Source organism: Aquirufa echingensis (genome assembly GCF_042714525.1).
Classification (GTDB): Bacteria; Bacteroidota; Bacteroidia; order Cytophagales; family Spirosomataceae; genus Aquirufa; species Aquirufa echingensis.
Map to the genome: position 1 here is coordinate 117,375 of NZ_JBBKYA010000006.1, position 13,600 is coordinate 130,974.

General features: G+C 41.3%; 17 protein-coding genes. 4 read left to right on the forward strand and 13 right to left on the reverse strand.

The window, feature by feature from the left end; all coding sequences use genetic code 11:
• Positions 1-585 (reverse strand): DUF1599 domain-containing protein, encoded by a 585-nt coding sequence (locus tag SKC38_RS11880; protein ID WP_377977361.1) that lies wholly within the window; start codon positions 583-585, stop codon positions 1-3.
• 136 nt (positions 586-721) lie between these two features.
• Here SKC38_RS11880 and folP point away from each other — a divergent pair, with 136 nt between their 5' ends.
• Both folP and SKC38_RS11890 read left to right on the forward strand, forming a co-directional pair.
• Positions 722-1,516: a dihydropteroate synthase gene (gene folP, locus SKC38_RS11885; RefSeq protein WP_377977362.1), complete on the forward strand. Its 795-nt coding sequence runs from the start codon at positions 722-724 to the stop codon at positions 1,514-1,516.
• The gene (locus SKC38_RS11890) at positions 1,494-2,309 is read left to right on the forward strand and encodes an aminotransferase class IV (RefSeq protein ID WP_377977363.1); all 816 of its coding nucleotides are present in this window, start codon (positions 1,494-1,496) and stop codon (positions 2,307-2,309) included. The genes folP and SKC38_RS11890 overlap by 23 nt, the downstream gene beginning before the upstream one ends.
• Before the next feature lie 179 nt (positions 2,310-2,488).
• Here the strand turns inward: SKC38_RS11890 and mog are convergent, their stop codons facing one another.
• Genes mog through aroQ form a run of 8 tightly spaced genes read right to left on the reverse strand, consistent with a single transcriptional unit; the run spans position 2,489 to position 8,138 of the window.
• Complete coding sequence (mog, locus tag SKC38_RS11895; RefSeq protein ID WP_377977364.1) at positions 2,489-3,010, reverse strand: molybdopterin adenylyltransferase; 522 nt, start codon at positions 3,008-3,010, stop codon at positions 2,489-2,491.
• Positions 3,007-3,780 (reverse strand): tRNA threonylcarbamoyladenosine dehydratase, encoded by a 774-nt coding sequence (locus tag SKC38_RS11900; RefSeq protein WP_377977365.1) that lies wholly within the window; start codon positions 3,778-3,780, stop codon positions 3,007-3,009. Before SKC38_RS11900 ends, mog begins: the two co-directional genes overlap by 4 nt.
• Positions 3,780-4,733 (reverse strand): glycosyltransferase family 2 protein, encoded by a 954-nt coding sequence (locus SKC38_RS11905; RefSeq protein WP_377977366.1) that lies wholly within the window; start codon positions 4,731-4,733, stop codon positions 3,780-3,782. Before SKC38_RS11905 ends, SKC38_RS11900 begins: the two co-directional genes overlap by 1 nt.
• A gap of 44 nt (positions 4,734-4,777) precedes the next feature.
• Complete coding sequence (locus tag SKC38_RS11910; protein ID WP_377977367.1) at positions 4,778-5,485, reverse strand: tRNA1(Val) (adenine(37)-N6)-methyltransferase; 708 nt, start codon at positions 5,483-5,485, stop codon at positions 4,778-4,780.
• Positions 5,472-6,098 carry a ribonuclease H1 domain-containing protein gene (locus tag SKC38_RS11915; RefSeq protein ID WP_377977368.1) on the reverse strand — a complete coding sequence of 209 codons (627 nt, stop codon included), beginning with the start codon at positions 6,096-6,098 and terminating at the stop codon, positions 5,472-5,474. The genes SKC38_RS11910 and SKC38_RS11915 overlap by 14 nt, the downstream gene beginning before the upstream one ends.
• Entirely contained in the window at positions 6,098-6,670 is a 573-nt protein-coding gene (locus tag SKC38_RS11920; RefSeq protein ID WP_377977369.1) for a MarC family protein, read from the reverse strand. Before SKC38_RS11920 ends, SKC38_RS11915 begins: the two co-directional genes overlap by 1 nt.
• The gene (locus tag SKC38_RS11925; protein ID WP_377977370.1) at positions 6,660-7,709 is read right to left on the reverse strand and encodes an aminotransferase class V-fold PLP-dependent enzyme; all 1,050 of its coding nucleotides are present in this window, start codon (positions 7,707-7,709) and stop codon (positions 6,660-6,662) included. The genes SKC38_RS11920 and SKC38_RS11925 overlap by 11 nt, the downstream gene beginning before the upstream one ends.
• A 3-nt stretch (positions 7,710-7,712) precedes the next feature.
• Positions 7,713-8,138, reverse strand: coding sequence for a type II 3-dehydroquinate dehydratase (gene aroQ, locus SKC38_RS11930; RefSeq protein ID WP_377977371.1), 426 nt, complete (start codon positions 8,136-8,138; stop codon positions 7,713-7,715).
• Positions 8,139-8,204: 66 nt separating this feature from the next.
• On the opposite strand from aroQ, the gene xerD reads away from it, so the two are divergent.
• Positions 8,205-9,140 carry a site-specific tyrosine recombinase XerD gene (gene xerD / locus SKC38_RS11935; protein ID WP_377977407.1) on the forward strand — a complete coding sequence of 312 codons (936 nt, stop codon included), beginning with the start codon at positions 8,205-8,207 and terminating at the stop codon, positions 9,138-9,140.
• A 19-nt stretch (positions 9,141-9,159) separates the two neighbouring features.
• Positions 9,160-10,833 (forward strand): hypothetical protein, encoded by a 1,674-nt coding sequence (locus tag SKC38_RS11940; protein ID WP_377977372.1) that lies wholly within the window; start codon positions 9,160-9,162, stop codon positions 10,831-10,833.
• On the opposite strand, the gene SKC38_RS11945 is transcribed toward SKC38_RS11940, so the two are convergent.
• Genes SKC38_RS11945 through SKC38_RS11960 form a run of 4 tightly spaced genes read right to left on the reverse strand, consistent with a single transcriptional unit; the run spans position 10,830 to position 13,567 of the window.
• Entirely contained in the window at positions 10,830-11,234 is a 405-nt protein-coding gene (locus tag SKC38_RS11945) for a hypothetical protein (protein WP_377977373.1), read from the reverse strand. The genes SKC38_RS11940 and SKC38_RS11945 overlap by 4 nt on opposite strands.
• A complete protein-coding gene (locus SKC38_RS11950; protein ID WP_377977374.1) occupies positions 11,231-12,445 on the reverse strand; it encodes an alanine dehydrogenase in 1,215 nt (404 codons plus the stop codon). Before SKC38_RS11950 ends, SKC38_RS11945 begins: the two co-directional genes overlap by 4 nt.
• Position 12,446: 1 nt before the next feature.
• Positions 12,447-12,869 (reverse strand): tRNA (adenosine(37)-N6)-threonylcarbamoyltransferase complex ATPase subunit type 1 TsaE, encoded by a 423-nt coding sequence (tsaE, locus tag SKC38_RS11955; protein ID WP_377977375.1) that lies wholly within the window; start codon positions 12,867-12,869, stop codon positions 12,447-12,449.
• Positions 12,866-13,567: an SDR family oxidoreductase gene (locus SKC38_RS11960; RefSeq protein WP_377977376.1), complete on the reverse strand. Its 702-nt coding sequence runs from the start codon at positions 13,565-13,567 to the stop codon at positions 12,866-12,868. Before SKC38_RS11960 ends, tsaE begins: the two co-directional genes overlap by 4 nt.
• Positions 13,568-13,600: the final 33 nt, after the last annotated feature.

The window sequence follows — 13,600 nt, forward strand, 5'->3', positions numbered from 1 at the left end:
TTATTGCTGTTGAGCCATTTGCATTTGCTTTTCTTCTTTGAATTTAATCAAACAGAAGACAGCATAATTGAGCATATCTTGGTAGTTGGCCTCCACACCCTCCGAAACCAATGTTACTCCTTGGTTATTTTCGATTTGTTTGGTGCGGAAAATTTTCATGAGGATGAGATCCGTCATGCTGCTGATGCGCATATCACGCCAAGCTTCACCGTAATCGTGGTTTTTGTTGCGCAATAATTCAAGTGTCGTTTCAACTTGTTGGTCGTAAAAAGCACTTAATTCTTCGGGAGTAAACTCCATTTGATCGGATGATTCAAGTGATTTTTGAATCAAAGCGATGATGCAATAATTAATGATTCCGATGAATTCACCTTCGATACCATCTTCGATGCGTTGCGCTCCTTTGTCTTGAATACTGCGGATGCGTTGGGCTTTAATGAAGATTTGGTCAGTCAAACTAGGCAATCGTAAAATTCTCCAAGAGGTACCGTAATCTTTGTTTTTTTTATCAAACAAGGCTTTGCAGTATGAAATTACTTGGCGATATTCGATTTCAGTTTGTGAAGGCGCGGAGTCCTTGATCATACGGTTCAGTATTTTAATTATAGCCTACAAAAATATTTAAATTATCCTAAATTTCGTTGATTTGAACGCTCTTTTTCCATCAATTCAAACAATTCGCGTACAGGGTCGAATCTTAAGCCTCGATAAGCCACTTATCATGGGAATTTTGAATACAACACCTGATTCTTTTTATGCGGGTAGTCGGGCCTTGGATGTTTCTGTTTGCTTGGAACGAGTTGCGGGTATGGTCGCGTTGGGAGCCGAAATTATCGATATTGGTGGGCATTCTACACGTCCCGGAGCTGCCCCCGTTTCTGTAGAAGAAGAAATTGAACGCGTTGTCCCTGTGATCACATTGTTGCGTCAGCATTTTCCCTCGCTTGTGATTTCAATTGATACTTATCGTTTATCGGTGGCTCAGGCAGCGATAGCTGCGGGGGCTGATATATTCAATGACATTGGTGCGGGCCAAATGGATGCAGGAATCTTTGAATGGGTCGCCCAAAACCAAGTTCCTTACATTTTGTCGCATAGTCGGGGTACCTTTGATCAGGTTCACGAAATACCTAATTACCAAGATGTCGTTTCGGATGTTTGGTCTGATTTGGCTCAAAAATTACAGCAATTACGCGCTTTGGGCGCGAAAGATGTTATCGTTGATCCCGGTTTGGGCTTTTCGAAATCCATCGAGCATAATTATACTTTATTGGCTCATTTGTTAAGCTTCAAAACCTTAGGAGCTCCCATTTTAATTGGAGTTTCACGCAAGTCGATGATTTATAAAACATTGGGCATTACAGCCGCAGAATCCTTGAATGGGACTGCGGTGTTACATACGATTGCGCTCCAACAAGGAGCGAATATTTTACGCGTGCATGATGTGGCGGAGGCACGTGAGGTTATCACATTAGTAGCAAAATTACAAGCAAATGGATTACCCGATTTGGTTTAATGGGGCTTGGAAGCCTGCGAATGAAGTACATGTTTCCGTCAAGGATATTGGTTTCTTGCGAGGCTATGGCATCTTTGATTTTTTTCGCATCATAGATGGGAATCCCGTTTTTTTAGCGGATCATTTGGCGCGGTTTGAACGATCAGCAGCCAAAATGGGTTTGAATTTGCCCTATTCAGCTGAGGCTTTATCTGCTTGTATTCATGAATTAGCCGCAATGTCAAAGGATGCTTGTTTAGGTGTCAAAATGGTGTTGACCGGTGGTGAAAGTATGAATGGCTATGTTCCTGCAGAGCCAGCAAACCTATGGATTTTGCCAGGGCTATTTCAGTTTACCGATCCGGAAAAAGGCATGCGTTTATTGAGCAAGGAATTTGTTCGTGAAATGGCGGATATTAAGTCACTGAATTATGCGTTCGGAATCCGGCATATTCCTGAGATGAAGCAGGCTGGTGCGGATGATTTGCTTTATTTTACTTCCCAGCATGGAGTTTCGGAATCGACGCGAAGTAATTTGTTCTATGTTAAAAATGGGGTGATTTACACGCCAGATGCACATATTTTGGAAGGGATTACCCGGATGAAGGTGTTGGAAATCGCACGGACACATTATCCAGTTTTCGTGCAGCGATGTGACTTGGAGGATTTTATGCAGGCCGACGAAGTATTTACGACAGGAAGTACGAAACGGGTGGTGCCTATCTTAGCGATTGATGGGCAAATGATTGGTTCGGGGGAGAGAGGGCCGGTGGCGAAGCGATTGTATGATGAATTAGTTAAGAGTGAAAAGTGAAGAGTGAAGAGATTTTGATGAGTATGTTGAGACGCGATACTTCGCGTCTTTTTTATTTTATATGCCGTACTTCAGTCTGAGATTAGATGCGTCTGTATCGGAAAAGATATGGGATTTAATACAGAACCTCTTGACTCTTGCCTCTTAGTTCTTAACTCTTAACTCTTAACTCTTATCTCTTAACTCCCCTTCGGCCTAAACGCTTTCATATTCGCCTCATTGCATTCCAAGAATGGTCCACCGATTAAATCAATGCAATAGGGGATAGCAGGGAAAACAGCCTCCAAACATTGGCGAATGGCCTTTGGTTTTCCAGGTAAATTTAAGATCAAAGTTTGATTGCGGATGCCGGCGGTTTGTCGGCTTAAAATCGCCGTAGGAACATATTGCAAGCTCACAGATCGCATTAATTCACCGAATCCGGGCATCATCTTTTGGCATACCGCTTCTGTTGCTTCGGGTGTTACATCACGCAAAGCAGGTCCTGTGCCACCCGTGGTGACTAACAAGCAAACTTCTTCACTCATTTCAATCATTTTGGCCTCCAACAAAGCTTGCTCGTCGGGGATGACAGCATATACCACCTCGAAAGGTGAGGTCAAATATTCATGCAATAATTCCACGACTGCCTTGCCGGGAATATCTTCGTAGATACCTGCGCTGGCACGGTCCGACACATTGATGACGCCAATTTTGATCATTTCTTATAGGCTTTAAGACGTTTTTCCATGGGAATGGGTTCGTCCAATAAATCGCGAATCACGATGGACGCAACTGCCCCACCAAAAGCAGCAGGTAAATAGGAAATTGTCCCGTAGGCGGATTTTTTAAAGTTGGAACCATCCGTTAATATCAACGACTCATCCTTCACTTTCTCCAGCGAAAAAACCGCTTTAATTCCTTTGCCTACATCCATTTTACGAATGCGTTTGCGCACCAAGGATGCCAAATAACATTCCCGCGTGTCCATCAAATCCGCCGTACGAATCTTAGTTGGGTCTAATTTTCCTCCGGCACCCATCGAACTTGCAATCCGATAGCCTAAATCATAAGCTGTTTTTAACAAGGTAATCTTTGGTGTGACCGAATCAATACAGTCCATCACATAATCAAAGCGCGTTTGTTCCAATAATTCTTTGGCAGCCTCTGGGCTTAAAAAACTTTCAATGCTCGTCAGTTTCAAGGCAGGATTAATCGCCATTAGGCGTTCCGCCATAATTTGGGCTTTCGATACGCCATGGTTTGTGGCCAATGCGGGTAATTGTCGGTTTCGATTGGTTGGATCCACGACATCACCATCTACGATGGTCATGGTGCCTACGCCTGAACGGGCGATGAATTCTGCAGCGAATGAGCCGACGCCACCGAGGCCAACAATCAGTACGTGTGCGTTTTGTAATTTTTGGATTCCTTCTGCGCCGATGAGTAGTTCGGAGCGCGAAAGCCAACTAAGGTCATTTTCTTGTAACATTAGGCAATTTCTTCCTTGATTTGGTATTGTGTTGTTTTATCGGAATTCGTGATAAGTAATTCTCCTAGGAAGCCCGCGACGAATAATTGTACACCTAAAATAATGGCAACTAATGCCAAAAAGAACAAAGGATTGTCGGTGACATTCCTATACTTTAGGTTATTTGCGATGTTGTAAAGCTTCTCGCCGATTAACCATAGGGTGATCAGGGAGCCAGAAAAGAAAGACAAAATCCCTAAGCTACCGAAAAGGTGCATAGGTCTTTTGCCAAAAGTCTGCACAAACGTGATGGATAATAAATCCAAGAAACCATAAAGAAAGCGTTCCAAACCGAATTTGGTAACCCCATATTTACGTGCTTGGTGCTGAACTACCTTTTCGCCAATTTTGGTAAAACCATTCCATTTGGCCTGCACCGGAATGTAGCGGTGCATTTCGCCGTATAATTTGATGGTTTTGACAACCTCTAATTTATATGCTTTTAAGCCACAATTGAAATCGTGTAGGTAAACGCCCGACAAAGCGCGCGTCGCGGCATTATATAGTTTTGTTGGGATTGTCTTGGATATCGGATCGAAACGCTTTTGTTTCCAGCCCGAAACGAGGTCAAATCCTTCCTCAGTAATCATGTGATACAATCCTGGAATTTCATCAGGAGAATCCTGTAAATCCGCATCCATGGTAATGACAACTTGCCCGTTGGCTTTTTGGAATCCTTCATGCAATGCAGCTGATTTGCCGTAATTACGCGCAAAAGAAATGCCTTTGACAGTTGGATATTGTTTCGCCAAATCTTGTAAAACTTGCCAAGAATTATCCTTACTTCCGTCATTAATAAAAATCATTTCATAGGAGAATTGATTTTTCTGCATGACCTGATCAATCCATGAACATAATTCGGGAAGGGATTCAGCTTCGTTATACAAGGGTACTACAATGGATATCTGCAACATAGGTGGGCGTCAAACAAACAAAAATACAAATTTCAATGGATAAATTAGTCGAAAATCAGATAGTAAGGTCTTAATAAGTTAATGAACGCCGCGGAATAGGTATCATCGTTATTCTTTATGCAAAGAATTTCTTTCTCTATTTTGTCAGCATGAAAAGACCCTTGGGCCATCAAGCGCAATGTTTCATGCGTTGCTTGATGTTTGACCTCGCAGATTTGATTCAGGTAAAGTCCCCGTTTATTGGCCGCCTCTTCGAATTGCTTCATGCCTACTGGTGGGTAGAGCACGGTGAATTTTCCTTCGGGACTTAATGTACGCTGAATGCCTTCGGCCAATTCCTCCGGACTAAGCGTATCACTATGCATTGCTTGATTCTTGGATGCATCCGAGTTTTTCAAGTGATTGATGAAAAATGGGGGGTTGCAGATGATGAAATCATGTTGGCCTGTATATTCTGCAAGTCCTTTTGCTTGAATCTGGATATTACTTTTCGATAATGAAATCATGTTTTCTGTGACCAATTTGGCTACATCATCCTGGATTTCAATGCCGGTAAATTGTGCTTTGGGGTGGGCTTGCGCCAACATGCCTATGAGTAGTCCGCAGCCCGTTCCGATGTCAAGTGTGTTTTGTTGGGGAAATTGTGCCGACCACGCTCCGAATAAACAGGCTTCTGTTGTTATTTTCAAGCCTGGCTTTCCGTGCGCGAGTGCAAATTGTTTAAACTGAAAAATGGATCTATTTTCGGCCATAATCTGCCGGATTTTCACCCCAATCTTCTGTTTCCCACTTCAAGATTTTGGTTGTATAGCTATTTGTCTTCAACCATTCAATCGCTCGATCGACTAACTCAAACAAATCCTCCGTTTTCGCATTACGTTCCAAATTCGTTTTGATTGCTTTGTTTCGAACCCAAGCAATAGCCGTTCTTGAATCGGAATACAGGGGAAAAGGACAATCCAATTTTTTGAGGTAGGAGAGTCCGTGAACAATCGCAAGAAATTCACCTAAATTGACTGTCCCCACTGGAAAGGGTCCGCGTTTAAAAAGGACTTCTTTGGTGGCTGTGTTGACACCTTGGTATTCTAAGATGCCAGGATTTCCTGCACATGCCGCGTCGACGGATATACTAGGAACGATGTAATTTCCTGCAGCTCCCGAAGGTTTCAATGTTTTAGTCGCTTTGGTATTGATACTCGCCCAGTAGTTTTTCTTTGATGCCGCTTCCGCTTCTTGTCTTGATTCGAAAGATTTATATTGAGCATTGGGGAAGCCTTTGATGTTCTTTTCAGTTTCCGACCAAGAGTCGAAAATTCCCTTTTTGTGCCCCTCCCAGATTACATAGTATTTCTGTTTTTTGGCCATTATCCTAAACGCGTTTTGAAGATTTTAATCGCGATGGCAATCAAGATTACCCCAAATACCTTACGTAAAACCTGCGTTCCAGCATTCCCAAGTTTGTTTTCAATCCAGACGCTGGAGCGTAAAACGATGTAAATGAAGATGAGGTTAATCAAAATACTGATCATGATATTCTCTTCTTCAAATTGTGATTTCAAGGAAATTAAGGTTGTCATGGTACCTGCTCCAGCGATAATCGGAAACGCTAAAGGCACTATGCTATGTGCGGATCCTTCTTGCACTTCTTCCGATTTGAAAATGTTGCGCCCGAGCGTCATTTCCAAACCAATTAAAAAGATAATCAGCGCTCCCGCCATGGCAAATGAGTTCGTATCCACGCCAAAAAAGCGCAAGATCAGTTTCCCAGCAAAGAAAAAACCAATCATGATTAAGCCTGATACCATGGTTGCTTGTTCCGCATGGATATTGCCATTCTTTTTTCGCAAATCAATGATGATGGGAATTGATCCTAAAATATCAATGACCGAGAATAAAATCAGGGATGACGATAAGATTTCTTTGAAATTAAAGTTCATGTTTTAACAGCTTGATGAGTGTATGAATATCGTTTTCTGTATGGCTTGGGAAGTTGGCAATCCGCACCGTATTCGACTGCCAATCGCCGTATCCTTTACCTAATTCAATGTCTGCCGCTAAGCATGTTTGTAGGATTAATTGAATTTGTGTTGGATCTCCTTGTAAAGCTAAGACTGTCGGCAGGCGCAATTCCGGATTCTCGATCAAACATTGAAGGCCCCAGTTGGCATTTGTATGCCAGAATTCTTCCCAGATTTTCATCTTTTTTCTCGTTTGCGCATCAATTACACTTAAATTGGGTAGTAGATGTGTTAATCGGTTAAGTACGTAAATGCTTAATACATTGGGCGTATAATGGGTTTGAAACCGCTTGCGATTTTCTTCCATTAATAAGATGTCATTGTAATGCGACTTGCGTCCCAATTTCTCTGCACGAGCTAAAGCTTTGGGTGAACAAATCATGATCCCTAAGCCGGCTGGAATACCCATGCATTTTTGTACGGAGGCCAACCACACATCGGCTTCTTTCCAAGGCAATTCGATGCCACCCATGGATGACGTCGCATCAACGGCAATTAGGCTTTCGCCATAATGGGAGCGCGAAATTGTTTGGCCTGTGCCATTGGAAGTTTCACTTTGAACGAGGCAAATTGTATCGATTTCGGCTAATGATGGAAGTTCGACAGATGATAAACTGGCTTGAGCATCGAAGGAAATCGATTGTGCCTGTGGATAAATTTGTTGGGTATAATGCGCCCATTTTTTTCCAAAAGCGCCATTGTAAAGATGCAGGGATTGCTTTTCAATCAATGATTGAGCGACAATTTCCCAGGCTTCTGTGGCAGAAGAAACAAAATAGATGGTATAGTTAGCAGGTATATTCCATTTCGCATGTAATACCTCCAAGGTGTCTTTTAGTAGTGCTTCAAATCGCGCACTTCGGTGGTTAATGCTGACAATACCCTGGTCAAAGGCTTCCTGGATAAATTCCAAGGCCTCCGGATGAACCTTAGAAGGACCGGGGTAAAATGAAAGCATAGCCTATTGGAAAGAATTTAATGCTAATTCATAGCCTCGTAAGCCGAATCCAACAATGATTCCTTTGCAATTTGGACTCAAATAACTGTGTCCACGGAATGCTTCCCGTGCATGTACATTCGAAATATGAACTTCGATAACAGGTGTTTTGATTGCAGCAACCGCATCCCCTAAAGCGATGGAAGTGTGCGTATAGCCTCCTGCGTTCAAGATGATGCCATCGTAGCTGAAGCCAACTTCATGTAGTTTATTAATCAGGGCTCCTTCTTCGTTGGATTGAAAATAAGCGATGTCTAAACTGTCTTTGAATTTTTCAGTCAAAATTTCAAGAAACTGTTCAAAGGTCTGATGTCCATAAATTTCAGGCTCTCTTGTGCCTAGTAAATTCAGATTGGGACCATTCAGGATTAATATCTTTTTATGTACCATGGTTCAATGCCTGTGCTATATTTCAAATTTAGCCTAAATTTACAGGAATCTAGCAATATTGCATTCATGTGGTCGACGGAAATCCAAGCATTTGGTAATTATTTAAAGATTGAGCGGGGCCTCTCTGCACATTCTTTGGATGGTTACGTGCGCGATGTGCAGAAATTTGCAACTTTTATGGCAGATTCTCCACATCATGATTTGAGTCCGATAGAGCTTGAGGAAAATCACATTCTTGATTTTTTCAAGGTACTACATGATCTTGGGATTGAGGCGAGCAGTCAAGCGCGCTGTTTATCTGGACTTCGTAGTTTTTTCCAATATTTATGCCTCGAGAATCCTGATTTTCGGGATCCAAGTGTTCACATCAAATCCCCTCAGAAGGGGAGACATCTTCCTGATACGCTTTCTTTTGATGAAATTGAGCTCATATTGGAATCGAATGATATGTCGAATGCGCAAGGCATTCGCAATCGCGCGATGTTGGAATTTCTGTATGGTGCGGGATTGCGTGTTTCGGAATTAGTCAACTTGAAAATTAGCGATATCTATACGGATTTGGGTTTAATCAAGGTGCGCGGAAAAGGAGATAAAGAGCGTTTAGTTCCTGCTGGTCGGGATGCGTTTCATTATTTGAAACTGTATCAAGAGGAGGTTAGAGCTCACATGGATGTGAAGAAAGAAGCGCAAAATATCGTCTTTTTAAATCGGAGAGGGGCGGCGCTCAGTCGGGTGATGGTCTTTATTATCTGCAAGGATTTAGCAGCAAAAGCAGGAATCGAGAAAACGATTAGTCCGCATACCTTCCGACATTCCTTTGCCACACATCTCATCGAAGGTGGGGCAGATTTGCGGGCCGTTCAAGAGATGCTTGGGCATGAATCCATTTTGACCACGGAAATTTATACCCATTTAGATCGGGCATATTTAAGTCAAATGGTGCATGATTTTCATCCTTTGAATAAGAGCCAACTAAATAATAATCATAAATTTATTGACTAAATAGAAGGTAATGGGTCGTTTGACGAATATTTTAGGTTTTTTTATTTTATGCATGACTAATGGCTTATTTGTCTTTTTTGTCATGGATTTTAGTCTAAATATTCCTTTTTATGATGATTTCGATTCGATTGGTACGTTTATTCTAAGTGGAAATAATGCCTTTGGAAGTAGGTTGTTTCATGTGTTTGATCAATACGCTGAACACCGAATTGGATACACAAGAATGATTTCTTTACTGTATTTTAGTTTGTTCGGGAAGCTGAATTTTATGCATTTAATTTGGGTTGGATTATTGGGGCTTTTAGGGATTCAAGTGCTTATTTATTCTGTAGTCCAAAAGTTTCGGTATGCTTTTGTAGCGCTATCTATATGCAGTTTGTTTTTACTGAATTTTCAATATTGGGAAAATATGATGAGCGCCATGACGGCATTGCAAAATATTTCATCCCCATTTTTTAGTTTAGCAGCACTTTATTTTCTTTCTAAAGGGACCTTAAAATGGAACCGCTTAATTACCTATTTGGTCGTAGTGCTAACTGTTTTTACCTCTGGGAATGGGGTTTTACTATTGCCAATTGGTTTAATATTTATAATGTTTTCAAAAGAGGGAAATCGGCAACTATACTTGTGGTTGCTATTTGCATTTGGACTACTTTTAATTTATTTTTTGAATTACCAAAAACCACCTGTTGTCTTCGGTGGACGGTCGAATATAGGTGATATGTTAATGAATCCTGTTTCGCTTTTTGAAAACTTCACGCTTTTTCTAACCTCTGTTTTTCATGGAATCGGCTTCTCGTTTGCGAGTTGCTTTGTTATTGGTACACTTATTTTTGGTTACATGACTTGGTTCATATATCAGGGTGTTTTCGTTTTAAAAATGAAACATGCAGCAATGAATTGGTATTTTCTCGTGTTTATATTTTTACTAGGAACCGCATTTTTAGTGGCATTAAATCGTGGAGGAGGATTAGAGAATATGCTTTTTAGTCGGTATAAAATCTATTCTAGCTTAGTTTTAGTATTTGTATTTTTATCTGCGCTTGAATTTGGCAAACCTAAGGCGATTGCAAGCGTGTTTTTTATTTTGGCGATATATTTTTCATATCATTCTTTGCCATTTGTGTCAACGCTCTACAATCATTTTAATGAATTAAAATATGCTGCTAAAACCTATGAACTAAATAATCGAAGTTGGAAAGGTATTTATCCGCCGTTCACGACCAATTTTACCAATGCCGAAAACGCTAGTCGGGTCTGTCAAATACTTATTTCAAAAGGCTATTATCAGGGTGATTGGGGGTTGAGAAATTCTGAGAAGCAGATCTTGGGTAAGGATTCGATTCAAGCAGTTTGCGCTTCATTTACTCAGAAATCATTGACCTATCATACCGCTATTGACATAGCCGTAGCACCTATGCCTATTGATGAATTCAGCTGCGTTCAAATGCAGTCATCAAAAAATCTAGTTTTATTGCCTCTGAAAGTAAATCTTTCTCCCAAAGATTTACTGAAGCGTGTAATGGGAATGCCTATTTATGCAAGTTCATTTACTGTGATAGTTCCAAAATCAAATGTTGATCATGGGAATTATTCACTCTCCTTTATCCAAACAAAAAATGGCATTTTAACGAAATGTAAAATGATGGATTTACAAGTTCCTTACTTTGAAACTCCACAATTTCATAACTAAACCTCGTCCGGAAAAGGAATAAAGACGAAGTTGGTGAATTGCCCATCCACCACAAATAAACAGGCATACTCTTCGACATCCTTGAAATTTTGCACAAACAATTCTACGTTTTCTTCTGCGATTAATTTGCGTTGCACAAATTCTTCCATCATAGAAGCATGGTAATTCCATTTGTTGCCGTTCAATTCACCTACGCCGATTAGCATTTGGCCAATTTCAATAGGTCGCTGTGAACAAACAAAAACAGGGAATTCAGAAAATCCGCGTTTTTTAATTTGGTAGGCTGCCTCTTTGAGCGTATCAGCTACTAAGACAAAATCACTGGAAATGAGTCCTAAATATTTTCCATTCAATTCTGGAGAATTAGGGGCATTGGATAGGGCGGTGTAATCTTCAATCATCGAGCTAATAATAAGAGTTGGATGTCCTTTAAGGGTTTTTTATACAGTTTTGCGATGCTTGCTAAGGTAACGTGACCCTTATAGCAGAAAGTTCCTTTCATGAAGGATTTACCTTGCCATAGCATTTCTTCCACACCACCCGTTTTTCCTGCTTTCAATACAAAAGAGGTCAATAAATTACTGATGGCAATGCTGGCTGTATGAGAAACCAGGGATGGAATATTGGGTACACAATAATGGCTCACGCCAAATTTTTTAAATACAGGTTTGCCTAAATTTGTGATTTCGGATGTCTCGAAACAGCCTCCTTGATCAATGCAAACATCGATAATGAGTGTTCCTGGTTTTAATTTGCTCACCATTTCTTCCGTCACCACACAAGGTGTTACTCCCGAATCCGATCGCAAAGCCCCTACAATAACCGTTGCATCTTGTAAAGCGTGGGGTAAATTTTCTGAATCAATCACTTGGGTAACAAGTGGGAATCCCAAGGTGTGTTTTAAGCGTTGTAATTTGTAAATGTCTTTGTCGAATACTTGCATTTGTATTCCGGCATGCCACGCTGCTCGTGCTACTTGCTCCACCACATGTCCCGATCCTAATAAAACCAGTTTGCAAGGAGGAACTCCCGTGACATTGCCCATCAACAAGCCAGGTCCTTTGTGATTGCTCAGAATTCCACTCGCAATCGGAAGCACAAGCTGGCCCGCAATTTCAGCCATGATTTTAACAAAAGGATAGCCTCCTGCATTATCTTCTGCATATTCTAGCCCGATAGCGATCAATTGTTTCCGATTGATTTCATCGAGTAATTCCCCTGATAATTGATTTTTTGATGCACAAGAAACAAAAGATTGTCCCGGCATCATGCGCCCCACTTCTTCCAAAGTAGGTGCATTGATTTTCAAGATTAATCCTCCCTGCCAAACTTGTTGTAAATCTTCCGTCACACTCGCACCGGCTAATAGGTAGTCGGCATCTGAAAAACCGGCACGTTCACCCGCTCCTCGCTCAAGAATCACTTCATGCCCATTGGCAATAAGCAATTGAACGGCTTGTGGCGTTAATCCAATCCGATTTTCATAGGTTGACGTTTCTTTGGGTAGTGCGATTTGAATGCTTTTGGCATTTTGTTTGGTCCAACTCATCGCCTCCATCGGCATGATGCCTTGTTGGGATAATAACTCGTGAAAAGGATTTGTCATACGCATCTTACCAAGATAGGGTTAATTTTCGTTGGGTTTCATTGATTGCCTCAATTTCCACATTGACATGCGGAAAATCCCAGAGTTCCTCCGCCTGCTCTGGCCATTCGATTAAGCAATAATTCCCTGAATCTAAATATTCTTCTATTCCAATGGCTAATGCTTCTTGGATGTTTTTTAATCGGTATAAATCAAAGTGGTATACAGTCTCACCAGCGTTCGTTTGGTATTCATTGACCAAAGAGAAGGTCGGGCTTTGTACGTTTTGATCGATACCTAATTGCTTGAGTAATTCCTTAGAAAGTGTCGTTTTTCCAGCGCCCATTTGGCCACGAAATAGCCAAACACGCGGTGCGTCCTGCAAGGAGGCCAACATTTCTTTGGCAACGACTGGTAAATCAGCTAAAGTATAGGATTCCCAAATTCTCATAAATCAATATCTCCTAATTGTGGGCGAATTAAGATTTCTTCCAAAACCGTGGATGGGCTCATTTGATATGCCGACCAAATTGTCTGTGCCACATCATCCGCGGGAATGAAGCGCGATTCGGGTAGTTCAACACCATCCCAAGATGGGGTTAATGTTGCGCCTGGAAGAATCGCCGTTACTTTAATGCCTTGGGTTTTCAATTCCTCGCGTAATACTTTGGTAAAGCCTAATAGGGCAAATTTGCTGATGCAATACGATCCCCCAAGCGTATAGGCTGTGATTGAAGCGGTCGAACAAATACTGAAAATATGCCCAGCTTGTTTCGCTTGAATCGTTGGCAGAAGAGCGCGTGTCAAATGATAGGCGCTGTATAAATTTGTCTCTATGGTTTTCTCTAGGATGTCTTCTGCCTCGTTTTGGATTTGGCCGGGCATGAAAACGCCAGTATTGTTGACAAGCACATCGATTTGATTGGTTTGTGCTAAAATCCAGTTGGCAAAATCAAGTACTTGATTTTTTTGACTCAAATCCGCTGCAAAAGTATATAAACGATCTGTTCCTAATTCTGCTGAAAGGGCGTCTAATTTTGCTTGGTTGCGGGAGCAGGTGTATACAGTAAATTGTTCAGCTAAAAACTTTTTTACGAGTGCTTTACCAATTCCTTGGCTTCCTCCACTTATAACTACGGATTTGTTCATTATCTTTGAGACTTAGCGCGTTCTTAAATTCAA